The 21908-nt window shown below is 76.3% G+C and carries 22 protein-coding genes; 5 read left to right on the plus strand and 17 right to left on the minus strand.

Going from position 1 to position 21908, the window contains the following annotated elements; translation table 11 throughout:
* Nucleotides 1-87 precede the first annotated feature (87 nt).
* A complete protein-coding gene (locus WCD74_RS11125; RefSeq protein WP_337694928.1) occupies nt 88-2004 on the minus strand; it encodes a type VII secretion-associated protein in 1917 nt (638 codons plus the stop codon).
* Entirely contained in the window at nt 2001-6041 is a 4041-nt protein-coding gene (gene eccCa / locus WCD74_RS11130; protein ID WP_337694929.1) for a type VII secretion protein EccCa, read from the minus strand. The genes WCD74_RS11125 and eccCa overlap by 4 nt, the downstream gene beginning before the upstream one ends.
* Before the next feature lie 168 nt (nt 6042-6209).
* Between eccCa and eccD the strand changes: the two genes are divergently transcribed.
* Genes eccD through WCD74_RS11150 form a run of 4 tightly spaced genes read left to right on the plus strand, consistent with a single transcriptional unit; the run spans nt 6210 to nt 11078 of the window.
* A complete protein-coding gene (gene eccD, locus WCD74_RS11135) occupies nt 6210-7838 on the plus strand; it encodes a type VII secretion integral membrane protein EccD (protein ID WP_337694930.1) in 1629 nt (542 codons plus the stop codon).
* Nucleotides 7835-9163 (plus strand): S8 family serine peptidase, encoded by a 1329-nt coding sequence (locus WCD74_RS11140; protein ID WP_337694931.1) that lies wholly within the window; start codon nt 7835-7837, stop codon nt 9161-9163. Before eccD ends, WCD74_RS11140 begins: the two co-directional genes overlap by 4 nt.
* Complete coding sequence (gene eccE, locus WCD74_RS11145) at nt 9160-10383, plus strand: type VII secretion protein EccE (RefSeq protein ID WP_337694932.1); 1224 nt, start codon at nt 9160-9162, stop codon at nt 10381-10383. The genes WCD74_RS11140 and eccE overlap by 4 nt, the downstream gene beginning before the upstream one ends.
* The gene (locus WCD74_RS11150) at nt 10380-11078 is read left to right on the plus strand and encodes a hypothetical protein (protein ID WP_337694933.1); all 699 of its coding nucleotides are present in this window, start codon (nt 10380-10382) and stop codon (nt 11076-11078) included. The genes eccE and WCD74_RS11150 overlap by 4 nt, the downstream gene beginning before the upstream one ends.
* A 2-nt stretch (nt 11079-11080) precedes the next feature.
* On the opposite strand, the gene truA is transcribed toward WCD74_RS11150, so the two are convergent.
* From truA to infA, 8 genes are all read right to left on the minus strand, one after another.
* Nucleotides 11081-11926: a tRNA pseudouridine(38-40) synthase TruA gene (truA, locus tag WCD74_RS11155; protein WP_337694934.1), complete on the minus strand. Its 846-nt coding sequence runs from the start codon at nt 11924-11926 to the stop codon at nt 11081-11083.
* 62 nt (nt 11927-11988) lie between these two features.
* Nucleotides 11989-12681, minus strand: a complete 693-nt coding sequence (rplQ, locus tag WCD74_RS11160) for a 50S ribosomal protein L17 (protein WP_337694935.1) — start codon at nt 12679-12681, stop codon at nt 11989-11991.
* A gap of 83 nt (nt 12682-12764) precedes the next feature.
* A complete protein-coding gene (locus tag WCD74_RS11165; RefSeq protein ID WP_337694936.1) occupies nt 12765-13829 on the minus strand; it encodes a DNA-directed RNA polymerase subunit alpha in 1065 nt (354 codons plus the stop codon).
* A 91-nt stretch (nt 13830-13920) separates the two neighbouring features.
* A complete protein-coding gene (gene rpsD / locus WCD74_RS11170) occupies nt 13921-14526 on the minus strand; it encodes a 30S ribosomal protein S4 (protein ID WP_286051552.1) in 606 nt (201 codons plus the stop codon).
* 20 nt (nt 14527-14546) lie between these two features.
* Nucleotides 14547-14957, minus strand: coding sequence for a 30S ribosomal protein S11 (gene rpsK, locus WCD74_RS11175; protein ID WP_286051551.1), 411 nt, complete (start codon nt 14955-14957; stop codon nt 14547-14549).
* Between the two features lie 33 nt (nt 14958-14990).
* On the minus strand, nt 14991-15371 hold the full coding sequence (gene rpsM, locus WCD74_RS11180) for a 30S ribosomal protein S13 (RefSeq protein WP_286051550.1): 381 nt from the start codon (nt 15369-15371) through the stop codon (nt 14991-14993).
* A 160-nt stretch (nt 15372-15531) separates the two neighbouring features.
* Nucleotides 15532-15645 carry a 50S ribosomal protein L36 gene (gene rpmJ / locus WCD74_RS11185; RefSeq protein ID WP_018330934.1) on the minus strand — a complete coding sequence of 38 codons (114 nt, stop codon included), beginning with the start codon at nt 15643-15645 and terminating at the stop codon, nt 15532-15534.
* 31 nt (nt 15646-15676) lie between these two features.
* On the minus strand, nt 15677-15898 hold the full coding sequence (gene infA, locus WCD74_RS11190; protein ID WP_018330933.1) for a translation initiation factor IF-1: 222 nt from the start codon (nt 15896-15898) through the stop codon (nt 15677-15679).
* Nucleotides 15899-16233: 335 nt separating this feature from the next.
* Between infA and WCD74_RS11195 the strand changes: the two genes are divergently transcribed.
* A complete protein-coding gene (locus WCD74_RS11195) occupies nt 16234-16995 on the plus strand; it encodes a 3-hydroxyacyl-CoA dehydrogenase (protein WP_337694937.1) in 762 nt (253 codons plus the stop codon).
* A gap of 21 nt (nt 16996-17016) precedes the next feature.
* On the opposite strand, the gene WCD74_RS11200 is transcribed toward WCD74_RS11195, so the two are convergent.
* The 7 genes from WCD74_RS11200 to rpsE form a co-directional block, all read right to left on the minus strand.
* Nucleotides 17017-17478: a DUF1707 SHOCT-like domain-containing protein gene (locus WCD74_RS11200; RefSeq protein WP_337694938.1), complete on the minus strand. Its 462-nt coding sequence runs from the start codon at nt 17476-17478 to the stop codon at nt 17017-17019.
* Between the two features lie 60 nt (nt 17479-17538).
* Nucleotides 17539-18288, minus strand: a complete 750-nt coding sequence (gene map / locus WCD74_RS11205; RefSeq protein ID WP_373696063.1) for a type I methionyl aminopeptidase — start codon at nt 18286-18288, stop codon at nt 17539-17541.
* Between the two features lie 126 nt (nt 18289-18414).
* Entirely contained in the window at nt 18415-18972 is a 558-nt protein-coding gene (locus WCD74_RS11210) for an adenylate kinase (RefSeq protein ID WP_337694939.1), read from the minus strand.
* Between the two features lie 103 nt (nt 18973-19075).
* Nucleotides 19076-20395: a preprotein translocase subunit SecY gene (gene secY / locus WCD74_RS11215; RefSeq protein WP_337694940.1), complete on the minus strand. Its 1320-nt coding sequence runs from the start codon at nt 20393-20395 to the stop codon at nt 19076-19078.
* 232 nt (nt 20396-20627) lie between these two features.
* The gene (rplO, locus tag WCD74_RS11220; RefSeq protein WP_337694941.1) at nt 20628-21077 is read right to left on the minus strand and encodes a 50S ribosomal protein L15; all 450 of its coding nucleotides are present in this window, start codon (nt 21075-21077) and stop codon (nt 20628-20630) included.
* 1 nt (nt 21078) lies between these two features.
* A complete protein-coding gene (gene rpmD / locus WCD74_RS11225; protein WP_337694942.1) occupies nt 21079-21258 on the minus strand; it encodes a 50S ribosomal protein L30 in 180 nt (59 codons plus the stop codon).
* 1 nt (nt 21259) lies between these two features.
* Nucleotides 21260-21862 carry a 30S ribosomal protein S5 gene (rpsE, locus tag WCD74_RS11230; RefSeq protein WP_018330924.1) on the minus strand — a complete coding sequence of 201 codons (603 nt, stop codon included), beginning with the start codon at nt 21860-21862 and terminating at the stop codon, nt 21260-21262.
* Between the last annotated feature and the right edge of the window lie 46 nt (nt 21863-21908).

A 21908-nucleotide genomic window follows, 5' to 3' on the forward strand; every position in this document is an offset into this window, starting at 1 on the left:
TCCTCCCGCCGGTTCCTGCTCCCGTCCCGACGGTGACATCCCGCCGCCGGGCGTGGGTGCCGTTCCGGCGAACTCGTGCCCGGCGGATCACGGCGGGCTGCGCAACGTGGACACGACCCGGGCGCACGCGGCGAGCACGGCGTCGGCGGAGGCGTCGTCGTGGCGGCACCCCACCGACAGCTGGGTCGCCCCGGAGAAGACCACGACCCAGTCCACCGTGGTCCCGGGCGCGGGGACCTGACGGTAGGTCGCCACCGTGCGTCCCGCGAAGGTCGTCTCCGGCGCCAGGTCGGACACCCCGCCCCCGGCGGCGCGCGCCGCCTCGAACCCGGCGAGCAGCTGGGCCCGGGCGGCGGCGGGGTCGGCGGACGCGAGCGCGCTCTCCTGGACCGCGATCAGGTTCGGCCCGGTCGGCTGCCCCGCGGGCCGGATGCGGCTGCGCCGGGTCGCCGAGTCGCTGCCGTCGGTGGTCCAGCCGGCCGGCAGCTCGTAGGCGTGCGCGAACACCGAGACCACCGTGGGCGGGGTCGCGCCGGCCGAGGGCCCGTCGCCGTCGGTGCGCAGCCCGGCCACGGCGAGGACGAGCACCACGACCGCGACGGTCGCCGCCGCGACGACCGCGGCCCGCCGCCGCGGCGTCCACCCGCCCACCCCGCGGGCCGGGGTCTCCCCCCGGGTGGCCGGGACGAGCTCGTGGGCGATGCGGACGGTGGGGCCGTCGGGGTCGATCCGCGGCGCCGCCTGGTCGGCGTCCGGTCCACCGGCCGGAGGCCCGCCGTACGGGTCGGCGTACGGGTCGGCCGGCGCGCCCCGCGGCGGGGCAGGCGCGGCCGTCCGGGCTCCGGCGGCCCCCGGTCGGGCGCCCGCGGGGACCGCGGTGGGCCAGTCGGGCAGCAGCACCGGCGACGACGGCGGCCCCGACGGCGGGGCGGCGGGGCGGGCCCGTGCCGGTGACGACGCCGTCGCCAGCAGGGCACCCCGGGCCACCACCGTGCGGGGCTCGGCCGGGACGACCGGGGGCACCCCCAGCTCGGCGTGCACGAGGGTCCCGAGCAGCGGGGTCCGCGCCAGGCCCCCGATCAGGCGCACGCCGGAGAGCCGGGCCGCCGGCACCCCGGCGTCGTCGAGCGCTCCGGCGAGCAGGGCCACGAGCCGCCCGCACGGCGCGCGCAGCAGGTCCTCCAGCTCGCCGCGCGAGCACCACGCGGCACCGGCCGCCCCCGGGAGCGGGATCTCGGCCTGCTCGGCGTCGGAGAGCCGCTCGCGCGCGTCCCGCACGTCCTCGACGAGGACCTGCCGGTGGCGCCGTTCCGGCAGCCCGGCCCCCGCGGCGACGGCGCGCACCCGCTCGACGTCCGGCGCGTCGTCGGGCAGGCCCGCGAGGACGTGGGCGAGGACGAGCTCGTCGGCGTCGTCCCCGCCGAAGGCGTCGCCGGACCGGTGCGCCAGCACGGTCGACCCGGCGTCGACGACCGCGGCCCGGGCCCCGCGCGCGCCCACGTCGAGCACCGCCAGCGGCCCCTCCCCGCCCGGCCGGGCGGGGCGCATCCACCGCGCGTGCGCCGCCGCGGCGACCGGCTCGGCCACCAGCTCCAGCCCCGCGGCCAGCCCGGCGCCGGCTCGACGGAGCGTCTCGCGGCGCGTGCGCCCCCAGTCGGCGGGATGGGTGAGCACCAGCCGGTCCGGGCGCCGGCCGCGCAGGGCGGGGCCGGCGCGGTCCACCGCGGCGGCGAGCACCGCCCCGAGCGCCTCCACGACCCCGACCGTCCGCGTCCCGAGCAGGAGGGTGCCCTCGTCGACGTGCCGGCGCGGACGCGGCTCGAGGCGGGCCGGGTCCGCGGCCGCCCCCGCCCGCGCAGCCGCGCCGGTCACCAGGGCGGCGTCCGGGGGCGCGAGCACGGCCGCGAGGTCCAGGGGCGGTTCCACGACGTCGGCGCCCCCGCCCGGGTCGACCGCGACGGCCACCCCGGTGTCGCCGAGGTCGACCGCGACCCGCGCGCTCACCGGCCGCCCCGGCCGTCGTCGGGACCGTTCCCGGCGACGGGCCGGATCGGCTCGTCCGGGTCGCGCCACGCGAGCTGCACCAGCCGCTCGCCGTCGCGCCGGGTCACGAGCACCGCCCGCCCGGGGGGACGCGGTCCGGGCCGCGCGGCCCCCACCAGCGGGCCCTCGTCGCGGCTGCCGTGCCCGACGAGGCCGGGCGTGGCCAGCTCGCGCAGGCGGGCGAGCACGGGCTCGAACATCGCCCGCGAGGTGCCGCCGACCCGCCGCGCCACCACGACGTGCAGGCCGACGTCCTTGGCCTGGGCGAGCAGGTCGAGCAGTGCGGTCAGCGGGTGGCCGCCCGCCGTCGCGACCAGGTCGTAGTCGTCGACGAGCAGGAAGACCTCCGGGCCGGTCCACCAGGAGCGGGTGCGCAGCTGCTCCGGCGTGACGTCGGGCCCGGGCAGGCGGCGGCGCAGCGAGGCGACCAGGTCGGTCATCGCCTCGGTGAGGGCGTCCGGGGTCGAGGTGTAGCTGATCAGGTGCTCGGAGTCGACGGCGCCGAGCAGGCCGCGGCGGTAGTCGACGATCATCAGCCGGGCCTGTGCGGGGGAGTACCGCGTGACGACCTGGTGGGCGAGCAGGCGCAGGAACGCGGTCTTGCCGGACTCGCCGTCGGCGTAGACGAGCAGGTGCGGGTCGGCCGAGGTGTCCAGGAGCACCGGGGCGAGCCGCTCCTCGTCGACGCCGATCGGCAGCAGGTGCGCCTCGCCCTCGCCCGGCCCGGGCAGCGCGGAGACGTCGACCCGCTCGGGCAGCAGCGCGACCGGGGCGAGGGCGCGGCCGTCCCACCCCGCGGCGACCGCCCCGACGAGATCCGGCTCCGCGAGCGCGACGAGCACGTGGCTGCGGTCCGGCGCGATCCCGCGGCCCGGCCGCCCCTCCGGGACGGTGGCGGCGACCCGCCGGTCGACCTCGGACTCGCCCGGGTCGCCGAGTCGCAGCTCGATCCGGGTGCCCAGCAGGTCCTTCAGCGCGGGCCGCAGCTCGGCCCACCGGTTGACCCCGATCGCGACGTGCACGCCGTAGGACAGCCCCGTCGTCGCGAGGGTGATGACGGCCGCCTCGAGCGTCTCGTGGTCGGTACGGAAGGCGTGCCACCCGTCCACGACGAGCACCAGGTCGCCGAAGGGGTCCGGGAGGTCCTCGCCCCGTCGGCGGCGGGCGCGCAGGTCCGCGACGGAGTCGATGCCCCGCTCCCGGAACCACCGCTCGCGCGCCGTGGCGACCGCCCCGACCTCGGCCACCACCCGCCGCACCAGGTCCGTGTCGCCGCGGCCCGCGACCGTCCCGACGTGGGGCAGCCCCGCGAGGCCGGACAGCGTCCCGCCGCCGAGGTCGATCACGTGGAAGCCCAGCTCGTCGGGGGTGTGCGTGAGTGCAGCCGCGCTCACGAGGGTGCGCAGCACCGTGGAGGTGCCCGCCCGCGGGCCGCCCGCGACGACGACGTGGCCCGCGGCGCCGGACAGGTCCGCCCACAGCACCTCCCGGCGCTGCTCGTACGGCCGGTCGACCAGCCCGAGCGGCAGGCGCAGGGTGCCGTTCGCGGGGAAGCCGGGCGCGGAGTACCCGCGGTCGGCGGTGGCCTGCAGGGGCGGCAGCAGCGCCGTCAGGTCGACCGGGCCCTCCAACGGCGGCAGCCACACCTCGTGGGCGGGTGGTCCCGCGTCGCGGAGGCGGTCGACGACGACCTCGAGCACGCTGGGGGCGGCCCCGTCGTCGGGGACCGGGTCCGGGGTCGGGTCGGCGGACGGGACCCGGGGACGCGGGTCGGGGACCGGGTCGACCCAGCCGCCGTGGAACGGTCGCGGCGCGGCCGGTCGCCGCCCGGTCCGGGCGGGCGCGGCCCGGCCGCGGTCGCCGGGGCGGCGGGCGGGCCCGGAGACGTAGCCCGCCGTGAAGCGCACCATCGTCGAGGTGTCCGAACGCAGGTAGCCGGTGCCCGGGACCGCGGGGAGCGTGGCCGCGTCGGGCACCCCGAGCACCGCCCGGGAGTCCGCCGCCGAGAACGTGCGCAGTCCGATCCGGTACGACAGGTGGGACTCCAGGCCGCGCAGGCGTCCCTCGTCGACGCGCTGCGAGGCGAGCAGCAGGTGGATCTGCAACGACCGCCCGAGGCGGCCGATCGCGGTGAACACCTCGGCGAGGTCGGGCTTCTGGTGCAGCAGCTCGGAGAACTCGTCGACCACGACGAACAGCGCCGGGAGCGGCTCGAGGTCGGCCCCGCGTTCCCGGGCGCGCTCGTAGTCGGCGACGCTCGCGAGGTTGCCGGCGGCCCGCAGCAGTTCCTGACGGCGGGTCATCTCGCCGGCCAGCGCGTCCTGCATCCGGTCGACCAGGGCGAGGTCGTCGGCGAGGTTGGTGATGACGGCCGCGACGTGCGGGGCGTCCGCGAGCCCGGCGAACGTGGCGCCGCCCTTGAAGTCGACCAGGACGAGGTTCAGCGCGGCCGACGAGTGCGTGGTGATCAGGCCGAGCACGAGGGTGCGCAGCAGCTCGGACTTGCCCGAGCCGGTCGCGCCGACGCAGAGACCGTGCGGGCCCATCCCCTCCTGCGCGGCCTCCTTGAGGTCCAGTTCGACCGGCTCGCCGTCCTCCCCCAGCCCGAACGGCACGCGGAGCCGGTCGCGCGGCGCGCGCGGCCGCCACGCCGCCGCGACGTCGAAGGTCTCGGGGTGCCCGGACACGCCGAGGAGGTCGAGCAGGCCCGGGGTGGCCGGGCCGGGACCCTCGGGCGCCGAGGCGGGCGTGCGGCAGGGCGCGAGCCGCCGGGCGAGGGCCTCGGCCTCCGGCCCGCGCAGCGCGTCCGGGCGACCGAACCACTCGACGCCGGCCTCGGTCGCCGCCCCGAGCCGGTCCGTGCCGGGGTGGTCCGGGTCGGGGGCCACCACGAGACGCAGGCCGCGGCGGGCGACGAGGGCGTCCAGGCGGGACCCGAGGTCGAGCAGGGTCACCCCGGCCAGCCCCTCCTCGGCGAGGTCGTCGGCGACCGCGGGGCCCTCTCCGTCCCCGACGGCGCCGCCGTCGCAGACCACGACGACGTGCGGCGAGCCCGCCGGCGGGGTCGCGCCCCGGCTGAACCGTGGCCGGTCCGCGAGCTCCGGGCCGAGCCAGGCGGTCACCGCGGCCAGCGACGGCGCGATCATCCGGACCGGGCCGGCGCCGTCGGTCAGGCGCGGGTGGGCGACGTGCGGGAGCCACTTCACCCACTCCCACGCGGGTCGCGTCGCCTCGCCCGCGACGACGGCGAGCAGGAGCTCGTCCGGGGAGTGCAGCGTGACCAGCTGCGCCACCGCGGCCCGGGCCAGCGCCAGCCGGCGCTCCCGGCCGACCGGGCTCGCGTCCGGCCCGGTCACCGCGACCGCCGCGAAGGCGCGCAGCGACACCGCGGTCGGGAGGTCCTCGACGACGGAGTGGGCGCGCACGAAGCGGCGCAGGGCGGACGTCGTGACCGGCTCGAGGTCGGCGACCGGCCCGGTCTGCGGCGGGACGAGGGCGGTCGCGAGGCGCTGGGCGCCGCGCCCCACGCGCACGTGCGCGAAGTCCGGGTCGGCCGGGCGCCGCTCCCAGGTCCGCGGTCCGCGGGCGAGGCCGGCGAGCGCGTCCGGGTCGGGGTGGGTCCACGCCAGCCCGGCCCGCTGCTCCGCGGCGATCGACCGCGTGCGACGGCGCAGCTGGGCGAGGTAGCGCAGGTAGTCCGCCCGCTCGGCGTCGGCCTCCGCCCGTCGCGCGGCGCCGCCCCGGGAGAAGCCGCCCGCGACCATGCCCAGCGTCGACAGCGCGATCATGCCGCCGAACAGCCACGACGTGGGGTTGTCGATCCCGAGGACCACCACGAAGCCCACCGAGGCGAGCACCATCACCAGGGGCAGGAGCCGGCCGAGCAGGCCCGCGGGCACGATGCGCGGCTCCTCCGGCGGCGCCTCGATCGCGAGCTCGCCGCCCGGCACCACCGGCGCGGGCCCGCGCGGCCCCCGCCGGACGACCTGCGTCCCCACGCCCCTCCTCCCGCCGCTCGCGGCCCGACCCCCGCGGTGGGAGCCTACGGATCTCCGCGTTCACCCCACCCGGGCGCGGCGTGCTGGACATACTAGGGAGCCGATCACCCGGTCGGGGGCGTTTCGCGGTTCCCGCCCGGACGGCCCAGGGGCACGGAGGTGGCAGGAGTGAGCACCGGCAACGGCCGGACGACGGCGCTGACGGGACCGACCGGCCACCGCGGCACCGGCACCGGCTCGGCCGCCCCCGCGGTGTCGGCGCCCCCGCCGTCCCCGGTGCCCGCCGCGGCCGACCCGGTCGCCCCGCTCACCCGGGTGTCGGTCCTGGCCCCGTCCACCCGGGCCGATCTCGCCCTGCCCGGCGACGTCCCGGTCGGGGAGCTGCTCGGGGTGCTCGTCGAGCTCACCGGCGCCGACGACGACGGGCCGCCCGCGCCGGCGTGGGAACACCCCGCCGCGGTGCGCAGCGCGGACCGGCCGGGGTCGGGGGCGTGGACGCTGGCCCCGCTCGGGCGGGAGCCGGCCGACCCCCGCCACACCCTGGACGACCTCGAGGTCCTCGACGGCGACCAGCTCGTCCTGCGTCGCCGCGCCGAGGCCGCCCCCGCCCCGCTCTACGACGACGTCGTCGACGCCGTCGCCGGGTCGACGCCGGCGGGGTTCGTGCCGTGGGACGCGACGTGGGCGCACCGGACCGGGCTCGTCGCCGCCGTGGTCGCGGCCGCGACGCTGCTGGGCGCACTGCTCGCGGCCGGGCGGGGACCGGGCACGGCGGGCGGGCTGGTCACCGCCGTCCTCGCCGCCGTCGTGGCCCTCACCGCGACGGTGCTCGCCGCCCTCGCGCCGCGCCTCGCCCGCCGGCCCGGTCCGGCGGCGGTGCTTCTCGGCCTCGCCACGGGTGCGGCCGCGGTGTGCGGGCTGGCCGCCGTCGGCGGACCGGACGGCACCCCGCTGACGACCGGCCTCGGCAGTGCGCACCTGCTCGTCGCGTGCGCCCTCGCCCTGGCCGCGTCGGGCACGGTGCTGCTGGCCGCGCCGCACGCCGACCGGGTGGCGCTCGCGGTCGGCGTCGCCCTCGCGACCGCTGCGGCGCTCGGCACCGTCGTCGGCGCCGTCGCGACGGTCGCGGACGCGGTGGCGGCGGCTCGCGGTGCGGGCCCGGTCGAGCCCGCCGCCGTCGCGGCCGGGGCCGGCGCGGCCGCGCTCGTGCTGCTCTCCGCCCTGCCCCGCCTGGCCGTGCTGCTGGCCCGCCTCCCGCTGCCGCAGGTCCCCCTCTCGCCCGCCGACGAGGACGTGGACGCCGACCCTGCGGACCCCGCCGTCCTCGACCGCCGCACGGAGCGTGCGCACGCCCTGCTCGCGGGGCTCGCGGGCGGCGCCGTCGTCGTGCTGGTCGCGGCGGCGGCCGTCCTCGGACTGGCCCCGGCGCCCGGCTGGCGGGGCACCCTCGGCGGCGTCCTCGCCGTCCTGCTCGTGGCGCTCGCCGCGCTGCGATCGCGCAGCCACGCGGGCGCCGTCCCCGCCTCGGTCCTGCTGCTGGGGGCGCTCGTCGGCGCCGCCGGGCTGGGTGTCGGCGCGGCCGCGGCGGCCCCACCCGGCCTGCCCCGCCTCGCCGTCGGGCTGGGCGCGGCCCTGCTCGGCGCCGTCGCGGTGCTCCTCGGCTCGCTCGGACCGCGCCGGCGGTCGTCGCCGGGGGCCCGCCGTGCGGTGGACCTGGCCGAGGGCGTCGCGATCGCCGCCGTCCTCCCGCTGGCGTGCGCCGTCGCCGACCTCTTCGCGGTGGTGCGGCTGCTGTGACCGGACGGCGGGGCGGTCCGTCGGCGGGCATCGCCGCCGCGGTGCTGACGGCGCTCACGGCGTTGTCGCTGCTGTCGGCGCCCGGGCCGGCGGCGGCCTCCCCGGCGGCGGTCCCGGTCGCGCCGCCCGCCCCGCCGGCACCCGACGCCGCAGCCCTCGCCGCCCTGCCCCGCGCCCCGGCCGCGCTGCCGGGGCTGTCCCCGGTCGGGCCGTGCCCGGACGGGGTCCCACCGGACCCGCTCGGGGCGCTGTCCCCGGAGCCGGACGCCGTCCCGGGCGCCGACGGCCGGGGCGTGACGGTCGCGGTCGTCGACTCCGGGGTCGCGGCGCACCCGCGGCTGACCGGCGGGGTGCTCGACGGGGGCGACTTCGTCGGCGGGCGCTCCGCGCGCGCGGACTGCGACGGCCACGGCACCGCGATGGCCGGGATCGTCGCCGCCGGCTCCGGACCGGACGACGGCGTCGTCGGGATCGCACCCGGTGCCGCGGTGCTGTCCGTCCGGGCGCAGAGCGCCTGGTACCGCAGCGGGACCGGCGGGGCCGGGGACGAGGCCGTGCTGGCCCGGGCCGTGCGTGCGGCCGCCGCGACGCCGGGGGTCCGGGTGCTGACGCTGGCCCTCGCCGCCTGCCGCCCGGCGGCCGCCCTGGTCGGCGGCGCCGAGCCCGCCGTCGGTGCCCTGCGCGCCGCGGTGCGCGACGCGGTCGACCGCGACGTCGTCGTCGTGGCCGCGGCGGGCAACGTGGGGACGGCCTGCCCGGCCAACGCCCCGGCCGAGGCGGACCGGCGGGTGGTCACCGTCCCCGTCCCGGCCTGGTTCGGCGGGGACGCGGGGCTGCTCGCGGTCGGTGCCCTCGACGCCGACGGCGGCCCCGACCGCGGGTCGCTGGCCGGCCCCTGGGTCGGCCTCGCGGCCGCCGGCGACGTGCCCGCCGCCCTGGACGCCCGGTCGGACGGGTTGACCGCGGACCTGACGCTGCCCGGCTCGGCCCCCGGACCCGTCGTCGGGACCAGCGTCGCCGCGGCCCGCGTCGCCGGGGCGGCCGCCCTGCTGCGCGCCCGCTTCCCGACGATGCCCGCCCGCGACGTGGTGGCCCGGCTGCGGGACACGGCGGCCCCGGTCGTCGGCGGCTCGCCCGTCACGGTCGGCGCCGGGGCCCTCGACGTGGCGGCGGCTCTCACAGGCGCCCGGCCGGCGGCGCCGCCCCCGCCGGTCCCGGCTCCCTCCGTCGTCGACCGCACCGGGTGGGTGGTCGCGGCCGGGGTCGCGGTGCTCGTCGTCCTGGGCCTCGGAGCCCTGGTCGTCCGGCGTCGGAGGGTCCGGTGAGCGCTCCGGGCGAGCCGCGCCTCGGGTCGCTGCCGGTCGCGGGGGTGCTGGTGGCCGAGGTCGGGCTCGCCGTCGCTCTCGGCCTGCTGGCGCTGGAGGTCGGGCTGCTGCCGCTGGCGGGGGTCGTGCTGTCGCTCGCGCTGGTCGCCGGGCTGGTCCGGGTCCGCGGCGAGCTGGTCGGCACGTGGGCGGTGCTCGCCCTGCGCCACCGGGCCCGGCCCCGCGAGCTGCCGCCGGCCGCCCCCGGCGACGGGCTCGGCCTGCCCGGCGTGGACGCCGCGGTCGGACCGGTCGACGTGATCGACGCCCGCGACCACGACGGTCGCCCGGTCGCCCTGCTCGGCGGCGAGGACGGAGCATGGAGCGCGGTGCTGGTCCCCGAGGTCGAGGACCTGCCCCTCCTGCTCGACCCGACCGGGACCGGTGCGCCCGCCGGCACGGACGCCGTCGGCGCGGGCCCCGACGGGTTGCCGCTCCCGGCACTGGCGGCGACCCTGTCCGACCGCGGCGTGGTCCTCGACGCCCTCACCGTGGTCCGCCACGTCCGTCCGGGCGGGGACGACGGTCCCGCCCGGGCCGCCCACCGGGAGGTCCTCGGGCCGCTGAGCGACGCCGCGCACCGCAGCGTGTGGTTGGTCGTGCGCCTGGACCCGGAGCGGTGCCCGGACGCCGTGGCGGCCCGCGGCGGCGGCGCGCTCGGGGCGCACCGGGCGCTGGTGGGCTCGTTGGCCCGCGTCGGCCGGGTGCTGGCGGCGTCCGGGGTGCCGGTCCGGCCGATGGACCGCGAGGGGGTGCGCGAGGCGGTCGCGGTGGCGGCGGGGACGGACCTGGACGACGGACACGGCTCCGGGGCCGGCGTGCAGGAACGGTGGGACGCGGTGGTGGTCGGCGAGATCGGCCACGCCACGTGGAGCGCCACCGCGCTCGACCCGGCGTCGCTGGACCTCGACGCCCTGGCCGCGCCGGACGCCGTGTCGACGGTGGCGCTCGCGCTGGTGGCCGGGGACGACGGGGACGACGGGGACGACGGGGAGGACCGGACCGGCCTGGTCGGGCTCGACCTGCGGGTCCGCGTCACCGGCCGGACCCCGACCGAGGTCGTCGACGCCGGGCAGGACCTGGTGGCGGGCGCCCGCGCCCGCGGGGTCCGGCTCGACCCGTTGCACGGGCGCCAGGCCGCCGGGCTGCGGGCCACGCTCCCGCTGGGCGGTGCCCGGTGACCCGGCGCGCGCCCACCCGTCGTGCCCCGGCCGTCCGGGTCCCGGTGGCCGCGCTGCACGGCGTGTCGGCGCCGGTGGCCCCGGCCGGGATCGTGCTCGGCGCGGACACCGCGGGGGCTCCGGTCGCGCTGACGGTCCTGCGTCCCGTGCCCACGCGGATCGTCGTGCTCGGGGCGCTGCACCTCGCCCGCCAGATCGCCCTGCGCAGCGTCGCCCAGGGGGCCCGGCTCGCCGTCACCACCGGCCGGGCCGCGGCGTGGGAGGCCGTCGCCCGCGCGGCGGCCGATCCCGCCCTCGTCGACGTCGGGCCGGACGAGCCCGCGGAGCCCGACGAGGACACCCGCGGGCCCGGCGACACCGCGGCGCTGCTCACCGTCCACGACCGCGGCGCCGTCGGCTCCGGACCATCCGCCCCGCACGGCCCGTGGCACACCACCCTGCTGGTGCTGCCGGCCCTCTCGCCCGCCGTCGCGGACGCCGCGGACGACGCCGACGTGGTGCTGCTGGGGCGGATGCCGCCGCAGGAGGCGGAGCTGGCCGCCCGGCTGTGGCGGCTCTCGGAGCCGATGACCGAGACGCTGCGCACGCTGCCCGACCACGGCGTCGTCGCCCTCGGCCGCGACACGTGGCGTCGCCTCGACCTGGTGACGGCCGACCGGGAGACCGCGATCCTCGGGCCGGTGCGCCGGGCCTGACCTCAGCGCCGGGTGGTGCGGACGGCCCGGGTCGTGGCGGCCCGTGCCGCCAGGGACCCGTCGTCGGGATAGTCGACCCCGACCAGCCGCAGCCCGTGGGCGGCCACCACGTGGACGTCCGACGAGCGCCGGTCCGCGGTGAGCAGCGAGGCCGGCCACCCGACGGGACGCCGCCCCTCACCGACGGCGAGCAGGGACCCGACCAGGGACCGGACCATCGAGTGGCAGAACGCGTCGGCGGACACCCGGGCCTCGACGACGTCGGGCTCCCCGGCGACCTCCTGCCACCCGAGGTGCTGCAGTTCGCGGATCGTGGTGGCGCCCTCCCGCGGACGGCAGAACGCGGCGAAGTCGTGCTCGCCGAGCAGGCGCTCCCCGGCGGCGCGCATCGCGTCGACGTCGAGCGGGCGGGGCCAGCGCAGCGTGTCCCGGGCGCGCAGCGGCTCCGGGCCGGACGGCGCGGTGCAGACCCGGTACGCGTAGTGCCGGCGGACGGCGGAGAACCGGGCGTCGAACCCGGGCTGGGCGACCTCGACGGCGTGCACCCGCACGTCCGCCGGCAGCATCCGCGCGAGCCGGCGGACGAGCCCCGCCGGCACCGTCCCGTCGGCGGCGAGCACCGCGGTGCCGGGGACGACGTCGAGGTGGGCCACCTGGGCGTCGGCGTGCACGCCGGCGTCCGTGCGTCCGGCGACCGTGAGGGCCACCGGGGCGCGGGCCAGCGTCGCGAGGGTCTCCTCGAGCACGCCCTGCACGGTGCGCAGCTCCGGCTGCCGCGCCCAGCCCGCGAAGTCGGTGCCGTCGTAGGCGAGGTCCACCCGCAGCCGCACCGGGGACGCCGCAGACACCGCGGGCCCGCCGTCGGGGTCGACGGCGGGCCCGGGGTGGTCGTGCTCGGGGGCGGGTCCGGTCAGGACTCGTCCTTCTTCTCGGTGCTCAGGCCGGCCGCGTCGGCGGCGTTGTCGGCCATCGGCTCCGGCACCTCGTCGGCGGCGGCGTCGGACGCCCCGTCCGTGGTGTCGTCCGACGCCTCGGCCTCGGCCGTGGTCGCCTCCGACTCCAGCACCGGGGTGTCGGCGTCGGTCCCGACGGCCTCCTCGGCCGCGGCGCCGTCGGCGGTGGTGTCGTCGGACTCCGCCGCCGCGATGGTCGCGGCGGTGGCCGCCGCGCCCGTCGCCGCGCCGCCGACCTCGGTCTGGCGCGAGGCCGCCGACCGCGTGGCGGCCGACGCCTCGGTGGAGGCCAGCTTCTCGTTCACCAGCTCGATGATGGCCATCGGGGCGTTGTCGCCCTTGCGGGGCAGCGTCTTGATGATCCGCGTGTAGCCGCCGGGCCGGTCGGCGAAGAACGGGCCGATCTCGGCCATCAAGCGGTGCACGACGTCCTTGTCGCGGATCTGCTGGGAGATCTCGCGGCGGTTGTGCAGGTCGCCCTTCTTCGCCTTCGTGATCAGGCGCTCGGCGTACGGGCGCAGGCGCTCGGCCTTGGCGCGCGTCGTGTGGATCCGCCCGTGCGTGAACAGCGACGTGGCCAGGTTGGCCAGCAGCAGCTTCTGGTGCGCGGGGGAACCGCCGAGGCGGGGGCCCTTGGTGGGCTGGGGCATTCTCGTGCTCCTGTCTCGGGCGCCTTTCCTCCCCGGCCCTGCGCGGGCCGGGGAGGGGGCAGTACGTCAGAGCTCTCGGGAAATCAGAGCTGTTCGGTCTCGGCGTAGTCCTGGCCGTCGTCGGTGCCGAACGACCCGTACCCGCCCTCGCCGTAGGACTCGTAGCCCTCCGACGGGTAGTCGGACGCGGCCGCGCTCGGGTCGAACCCGGGCGGGCTGTCCTTGAGGGCCAGCCCGAGGCCGGCCAGCTTCATCTTGACCTCGTCGATGGACTTCGCACCGAAGTTGCGGATGTCCAGCAGGTCGGCCTCCGAGCGGCCGACGAGCTCGCCGACCGTGTGGATGCCCTCCCGCTTGAGGCAGTTGTAGGACCGCACCGTGAGGTCGAGGTCCTCGATCGGCATCGCGAACGCCGCGATCGAGTCGGCCTCGGCGGGCGACGGCCCGATCTCGATGCCCTCGGCGTCGACGTTGAGCTCGCGGGCCAGGCCGAACAGCTCGACGAGCGTGCGGCCGGCGGACGCGATGGCGTCGCGCGGGGTGATCGAGGGCTTGGTCTCGACGTCGAGGATCAGCTTGTCGAAGTCGGTGCGCTGCTCGACGCGGGTCGCCTCGACCTTGTAGCTGACCTTGAGCACCGGCGAGTAGATCGAGTCGACCGGGATGCGGCCGATCTCGGCGCCGGAGGCCTTGTTCTGGGCGGCGGGGACGTAGCCGCGGCCACGCTCGACGACCAGCTCGACCTCGAGGCGGCCCTGGTCGTTCAGGGTCGCGATGTGGAGGTCCGGGTTGTGCACGGTCACGCCGGCCGGCGGGACGATGTCCCCCGCGGTCACCGTGCCCGGGCCCTGCTTGCGCAGGTACATCGTCGCCGGCTCGTCCTCCTCGGAGCTCACGACGAGCTCCTTGAGGTTCAGGATGATGTCGGTGACGTCCTCCTTCACCCCGGGGACGGTGGTGAACTCGTGGAGGACCCCGTCGACCCGGATGGAGGTCACGGCCGCGCCCGGGATGGACGACAGCAGGGTCCGCCGCAGCGAGTTGCCGAGGGTGTAGCCGAAGCCCGGCTCGAGCGGCTCGATGACGAACCGCGACCGGGTCTCGTCGACCGGCTCCTCCGAGAGGGCCGGGCGCTGGGAGATCAGCACTTCTGGTGTTCCTTCCGATGCTCGGGCATCCGCTATTTGACGCCGAACGGTGGAACCGGGGCCGGCAGGCTGCCGGCCCCGGGAGGTCGAGCTACTTGGAGTAGAACTCGACGATCAGCTGCTCCTGCACGGGCGTGTCGATCTGGGCCCGCTCGGGCAGCTGGTGCACGAAGATGCGCAGCGACTCCGGGACGACCTGGAGCCAGCCGGGGACCGGGCGGTCGCCGAAGGACTCCTTCGCGTCCACGAAGGGCAGCATGTTCCGCGACTTGTCGCGGACGTCGATGATGTCGTACTGCGTCACCCGGTAGCTGGGGACGTCCACCTTCTGGCCGTTGACCAGGAAGTGGCCGTGCCCGACCAGCTGGCGGGCGGCACGGCGCGTCCGGGCGAGCCCGGCGCGGTAGACGACCGAGTCGAGACGCGACTCGAGCAGGCGCAGGAACTCGTCGCCGGTCTTGCCCTCGCGACGGTTCGCCTCCTCGTAGTACTTGCGCATCTGCTTCTCGAGCACCCCGTAGGTGAAGCGGACCTTCTGCTTCTCCTGGATCTGCATGAGGTACTCGGACTCCTTGATGCGGATCCGGCCGTGCTGCCCCGGGGGGTACGGACGCCGCTCGAAGGACTTGTCGCCGCCGACCAGGTCGACCTTGAGGCGGCGGGACTTGCGCGTGACAGGACCGGTGTAACGGGCCATGACTGTTCTCCTCCCCTACCTCAGACCCGGCGCCGCTTGGGCGGGCGGCAACCGTTGTGGGGCTGCGGGGTGACGTCGGAGATCGTCCCGACCTCGAGTCCCGCGGCCTGCAGCGAGCGGATCGCCGTCTCGCGGCCCGAGCCCGGGCCCTTGACGAAGACGTCGACCTTCTTCATGCCGTGCTCGGCCGCCTTGCGGGCCGCGTTCTCGGCGGCCATCTGGGCGGCGAACGGCGTGGACTTGCGCGAGCCCTTGAAGCCGACGTGGCCGGCGGAGGCCCAGCTGATCACCGCACCCGAGGGGTCGGTGATCGAGACGATGGTGTTGTTGAAGGTGCTCTTGATGTGGGCCTGGCCCTGGGAGATGTTCTTCTTCTCCCGGCGGCGCACCTTCTTGGCGCCTGCGGCGCCGGTACGGGTCCTGGGTGGCATTGCTGAACTCCTGGTGAGGTGATCGGGCCCCGCCTACTTGCGGGTGGCCTTCTTCTTGCCGGCGACGGTCTTCTTCGGGCCCTTGCGCGAGCGGGCGTTCGTCTTCGTCCGCTGGCCGTGGACCGGGAGGTTGCGCCGGTGACGCAGGCCCTGGTAGCTGCCGATCTCGACCTTGCGCCGGATGTCCGCCTGGACCTCGCGACGCAGGTCACCCTCGACCCGGAGGTTCTGCTCGATGAACGCGCGGATGGCCGCGGCGTCCTGATCCGACAGGTCCTTGCTGCGGAGGTCGGGGTCGATCCCGGTCTCCGCGAGGATCGTCCGGGACTGGCTGCGGCCGATCCCGAAGATGTAGGTCAGCGCGATCTCCATCCGCTTCTCGCGGGGGAGGTCGACGCCGGAAATGCGTGCCATGTGGCGACGTACTCCTCGTGTCGATGGGAGGTGTCGGACCCCGCCCGTCCCGACGTCGTCGGGCCCCGGCCTCCCGCCGGGGGTGGTTCCGCCGGGACTGTGCCGGCGTAGGTACGGGGGTGTTCTCGTCGCGACCCGGACGGACCCGGGTCGCTGGGCGTCAGCCCTGGCGCTGCTTGTGCCGCAGGTTGTCGCAGATGACCATGACCCGCCCGTGACGGCGGACCACCTGGCACTTCGCGCAGATTCGCTTGACGCTCGGCTGGACCTTCACGATCTCGTCCTCGCTGCCTGCTCTGCTGGGTTCACTTGTAGCGGTAGACGATGCGGCCGCGCGACAGGTCGTACGGCGAGAGCTCGACCACGACCTTGTCCTCGGGGAGGATTCGGATGTAGTGCTGCCGCATCTTGCCGCTGATGTGTGCCAGGACCTTGTGCCCGTTCTCGAGCTCGACCCGGAACATCGCGTTGGGCAGGGGCTCGACGACCCTGCCCTCGACCTCGATGGCGCCGTCCTTCTTCGCCATGTCCTCCGCACTTCTCTCGCGCCGCCGCCGATCCCGCACCCTCTCAGGAGAGGACGCACTCACCGCGACGACAGCCTGACGACCACGGTCGTCCCGCCTCCCCCGCCCCGCGGGTGCGCGACGGTTCGGGCGCACGACGGCGAGCCGGACCCGACCGACCCGGAAGGGACGCGCGGGACTCGGCACGACACGCGCACCAGCCGTCAAGTGTACGCGGGGCGTGTCGTGGACCTGGTCACGGGGTCCAGAGGGGTCATCAACCGTCAACGTTGACCGTTTGTGGTCCGCCGGACACGATGACCACTCCGAGACCCCCAACGTAGGAGGAGGAGCACGTGGACGTCGACGGTGTCGTCGCGCTGGTGACCGGAGGAGCGTCCGGACTGGGCCGGGCGACGGTGGAGAAGCTGCACGCGCAGGGCGCCTCGGTGGTGATCGTGGACCTGCCGTCGTCCCCGGGAGCCGAGGTGGCCGACGGGCTCGGCGAGAAGGTCGTGTTCGCCCCGGCCGACGTCACCGACCCCGAGCAGGTGTCGGCGGCGATCGACGCCGCCGCCCAGCTCGGCACGCTGCGCGTGACGATCAACTGCGCCGGCATCGGCAGCGCCCACCGCACCGCGGGGCGCAAGGGTCCGTTCCCGCTCGAGGACTTCACCCGGGTGCTGAACGTCAACCTGGTGGGCACCTTCAACGTCATCCGTCTCGCCGCCCAGGCGATGAGCGAGGTCGACCTCGTGGGCGAGGAGCGGGGGGTCGTCGTCAACACCGCCTCGGTCGCCGCCTTCGACGGCCAGATCGGGCAGGCGGCCTACTCCGCCTCCAAGGGCGGCATCGTCGGGATGACGCTGCCGATCGCACGCGACCTGGCCTCGCTCGGCATCCGCGTGTGCACGATCGCCCCCGGCCTGTTCCACACGCCGCTGTTCGCGACGCTGCCCCAGGAGCACATCGACTCCCTGGGCGCCCAGGTGCCGCACCCCTCCCGCCTCGGCGACCCCACCGAGTACGCCGCCCTGGCCGCGCACATCGTCGCCAACCCGATGCTCAACGGCGAGACCATCCGCCTCGACGGCGCCATCCGGATGGCCCCGAAGTAGGCCCGCCCGGCGGCCCCGCCCTCAGGTGCGGGGGCGGGCCGCCACGCGCCCGAGCCCGCCGAGGGCCAGCACCAGCCCCCACGGCCCGGCGACCCAGATCCACCACGGGTACACCGGGGACGCCGTCGCGAGCGAGACCGCCAGCCAGATCACGACGTTGACCGCGCTCGCCACCGCCCACGCCGCGACCGCACCCCGGCCGCCGCAGGCCGCGAACGGCAGCGGCGGGGCGCCCGGGAAGGACGGGCGGGACGAGACCTCCCGACGGCGGGCCGGGGCCGGCGTCGCCCGCGGACCGGTCTCGGCCGGGAGGTCCGCGAGCAGCGGGGCGAGGTCGTCGCGCACCACCGCCCCGTGCGCGGCGCGCACGCGCTCGTCGTACTCCGCGAGCGTCAGCCGCCCCTCACCGTGGGCCGCGACCAGTCGGCGCGCGACCCGCTCCCGCTCGCCGTCCGACACCCGCACCGCACCCTGCTCGGTCATCACGCACTCCCCGGTCCACGTCGGTGCGGCCAGGCTAGCGGATAGCGGATAGCGGAGAGTTCAGCTATCCGAATCGCGATCGGCATCGGCGGCAGGCGCCGTCAGGACCCAGGGACCGTGGTCGGTCACCGCGACCGTGTGCTCCCAGTGGGCGGCCCGGCCGCCGTCGAGGGTCACCACGGTCCACTCGTCGTCGAGCTCGTCGGTCTCCGGGTCGCCGGCCGTCAGCATCGGCTCCACCGCGAGGACCATCCCCTCGCGCAGGCGCATCCCGGAGCCCGGGCGCCCGACGTTGGGCAGGAACGGCTCCATGTGCATCTCGGTGCCGATGCCGTGCCCGCCGTAGTCCGCGACGATCCCGAACGGACCACCCTCGCGGGCGACCGCGCTCTCGACGGCGTGGGAGACGTCGCCGAGCCGGTTCCCCGGCCGGACCTCCGCGATCCCGGCCCACATCGCCGCGCGGCAGGCCGCCGACAGCGCCGTGTCCTCGGCCCGCGCGGTCCCCACGTGCAGCGTCACCGCGGCGTCCCCGTGCCAGCCGTCGAGGATCGCCCCGCAGTCCACGGACAGCAGGTCGCCGTCGGCGAGCACCGTGGCCGCCGACGGGATCCCGTGCACCACCTCGGCGTTGAGCGAGGTGCAGATGCTGCCGGGGAAACCGTGGTAGCCCAGGAACGACGGCACCGCGCCCGCCTCGCGGATCGTCGTCTCGGCGAGCTCGTCGAGGTCCTTCGTGCTCACCCCGACGGCCGCCGCGGCGCTCACCCGCTCGAGGGCGGCCGCGACCACGAGCCCCGCGGCGCGCATGGCCTCGACCTCACCGCGCGTCTTGACCTGGATCTCGGTGCCCACGCGCCCGCCGGACAGGCGCCCGGCGACCCGCCCGAGCCCGGCGGTCACCTCGGCGAGGCGCCCACCGGCGCCCACCGCGGCTCAGTCCTCCGGCTCGTCGGCCAGCGCGTCCATGGCGCGGTCGGTGACCTCGTCCATGGTGCCCATCGCGTCGACCTTCACCAGCAGGTCGCTGTAGTGGTCGATCAGCGGGGCGGTCTCGCGCCGGTAGACCTCCTGGCGGTTCCGGATGACGTCCTCGGTGTCGTCCGACCGGCCCCGCGCGGTGAGGCGCTGGATGAGTTCCTCGTCGTCGACCTCGAAGAGGAGCACCGCGTCGAGGCGCTGGCCCAGGTCGTCCAGGACCTTGCGCAGCTCCTCGGCCTGCGAGGTGTTCCGCGGGAAGCCGTCGAGCAGGAAGCCCTCGGCGGCGTCCGGCTGGGCCAGGCGGTCCTTGACCATCCCGACCGTGACCTCGTCGGGCACCAGGTCGCCCGCGTCGACGTAGCGCTGGGCTTCCTTCCCGAGCTCGGTCTCGTTCTTCATGTTCTCGCGGAAGAGGTCGCCGGTGGAGATGTGCGGAGCGGCCAGCCGCTCCGACAGCCGCGCCGCCTGCGTGCCCTTGCCGGCCCCCGGCGGTCCCACCAGAACGATCCTCATGTCCACTCCTCCTCCCGCGGCGACCCTCGTCGGCCACCCGCCCATCCTGCCCGGACGCCGCGTGGGGCGCTCCTCGCCGAGGGGGTGGGTGGCGACCCGGTCGTCAGCGCAGGAAACCCTCGTAGTTGCGCTGCATCAGCTGGCTCTCGATCTGCTTCACGGTGTCCAGGCCCACGCCGACCATGATCAGCACCGCCGTCCCGCCGAAGGGGAAGTTCTGGTTCTGACCCTGGCCGGTGATGCCCAGGAAGAAGTTCGGGAGGACAGCGATGATGCCGAGGTAGATCGATCCGGGCAAGGTGATCCGCGACAGCACGTACTGCAGGTACTCCGCGGTGGGCCGCCCGGGCCGGATGCCCGGGATGAAGCCCCCGAACTTCTTCATCTCGTCCGCGCGTTCCTCGGGGTTGAACGTGATCGCGACGTAGAAGTACGTGAAGAAGATGATCAGCGCGAAGTACAGCGCGATGTGCACCGGGTTCGACTGGTTCGCGAGGTAGTTCTGCACGAAGACCGCGAAGCCCGAGGTCGAGTTCCCGACCAGCCGGGAGAGCAGGTCGGGCAGGTAGAGCAGCGACGACCCGAAGATGACCGGGATGACACCGGCCTGGTTCACCTTGAGCGGCAGGTAGGTCGACGTGCCGCCGTACATCCGGCGCCCGACCATGCGCTTGGCGTACTGCACCGGGATGCGGCGCTGCCCCTGCTCGACGAACACGACGCTCGCGATGATCGCGAGGCCGAACAGGCAGACCACCGTGAAGACCAGGGCGCCGGAGCTCTGCAGGATCTGGTTGCCCTCGGCGGGGATGCGCGCGGCGATCGAGCAGAAGATCAGCAGCGACATGCCGTTGCCGACGCCGCGCTCGGTGACCAGCTCGCCGAACCACATGATGACCGCGGTGCCCGCCGTCATCACCAGCACGATGACCGCGAGGTCGAAGATGCCGGCGTTCGGGAGGATCGGGTACTGCGTCGGGTCGCAGTTCGCGAACAGCTGGCCCCGGTCGGCCAGGGCGACGATCCCGGTGGACTGCAGGATCGCCAGGGCGATCGTGAGGTACCGGGTGTACTGCGTGAGGGTGCCCTGCCCGGACTGCCCCTCCTTCTTCAGCTGCTCGAACCGCGGGATGACCACGGTGAGCAGCTGGACGATGATGCTGGCCGTGATGTAGGGCATGATGCCCAGCGCGAAGATCGACAGCTGGAGCAGCGCGCCGCCGGAGAACAGGTTGATCAGCGAGTAGACGCTCGCCGCGTCGCCGCCCTCGACCTGGCGCAGGCAGGCCTGCACGTTGGTGTACGAGACACCGGGCGCCGGCAGGGTGGCGCCCAGCCGGTAGACCGCGACGATGCCGAGCGTGAACAGGATCTTCTTGCGCAGGTCCGGCGTCGCCAGCGCGGACCGCACGGGGCCGAGCACTCGGACCTCCAGCTGGTCGTCGATTCAGGCGCGTCCCGACCCGCCGCACGGCCGGGTACGACCGGCCGGGGACGGCCGACGCTCCGTCGAGGTGGCGGAGCGGTCCGTGTCACGCGGAGCGGCCTCTCGGCGAGCCTAACAGCAGGCCCTCCCCGCGATCGGACCCCTGCGAACGCACGCGGGCCCGGAGGAGCACGGTGGCTCCTCCGGGCCCGGGGCACGGATGCGGTGCTCAGACGACCGTGGTCGTCCCGCCCGCCGCGGAGATCTTCTCGCTGGCGGCGCCGGAGAACGCGTGCGCGCTCACCCGGAGCGTCACCGAGCCGAGCTCGCCCTCGCCGAGCACCTTCACCGGGTGCCCCGCGCGGACGGCCCCGGCCGCGACGAGCTCGGCCGGACCGACCTCGCCGCCGTCGGGGAACAGCCGGGCCAGGTCGCCGACGTTGACGACCTGCGCGACGACCTTGTTGCGGTTGCGGAAGCCCTTGAGCTTCGGCAGGCGCATCTGCAGCGGCATCTGCCCGCCCTCGAAGCGCGCGGGCACGTTCTTGCGGGCGCCCGTGCCCTTCGTACCGCGGCCGGCGGTCTTGCCCTTGGAGGCCTCACCGCGGCCGACGCGGGTCTTCTCCGTCTTCGACCCGGGGGCCGGACGGAGGTGGTGGAGCTTCAGCGGTTCGGTCATGTCAGACCTCCTCGACGGAGACGAGGTGCCGCACGGTGTGGACGAGCCCGCGGTTCTGCGGGGTGTCCGGCCGCATGACCGTCGCGCCGATCCGGCGCAGGCCGAGCGTCCGCAGGGTCTCGCGCTGGTTGCGCTTGCCCCCGATCCCGGAGCGGATCTGCGTGACCTTGAGGTCGGCCATGTCAGACCCCCTGACCCGCGCGCTGACGCAGCATCCGCGCCGGCGCGACCTCGTCGAGCGGCAGACCCCGGCGGGCCGCGACGGCCTCGGGGACCTGCAGCGCCTTCAGGGCCGCCACCGTGGCGTGCACGATGTTGATGGCGTTCTGGCTGCCCAGGGACTTGGACAGGATGTCCTGGATCCCCGCGCACTCCAGGACCGCGCGCACCGGGCCGCCGGCGATGACACCGGTACCGGGGCTCGCGGGGCGCAGGAGGACGACGCCCGCGGCGTCCTCGCCCTGCACGGGGTGCGTGATGGTGCCGCCGATCCGCGGGACGCGGAAGAAGTTCTTCTTCGCCTCCTCCACGCCCTTGGCGATCGCGGCCGGCACCTCCTTGGCCTTGCCGTAGCCCACGCCGACCTCGCCGTCGCCGTTGCCGACGATGACGAGCGCGGTGAAGCTGAAGCGGCGGCCGCCCTTGACGACCTTGGCCACGCGGTTGATGGCGACGACGCGCTCGAGGTGCGGCGTCCTGTCCTGGGCGCCGCCGCGGCCGCCGCCCTGACGGTCGCGGTCGCGCCCGCCCTGGCCGCCGCCCTCGCGGCGCTGAGTGCCCGGCATCAGGCGTCCTTCCCTTGCAGGTATTTCCGATCAAGCACAGTCGTGA

Origin of the sequence: Actinomycetospora aurantiaca (assembly GCF_037401875.1) — a bacterium.
In the GTDB taxonomy this organism is placed as follows: Bacteria; Actinomycetota; Actinomycetes; order Mycobacteriales; family Pseudonocardiaceae; genus Actinomycetospora; species Actinomycetospora aurantiaca.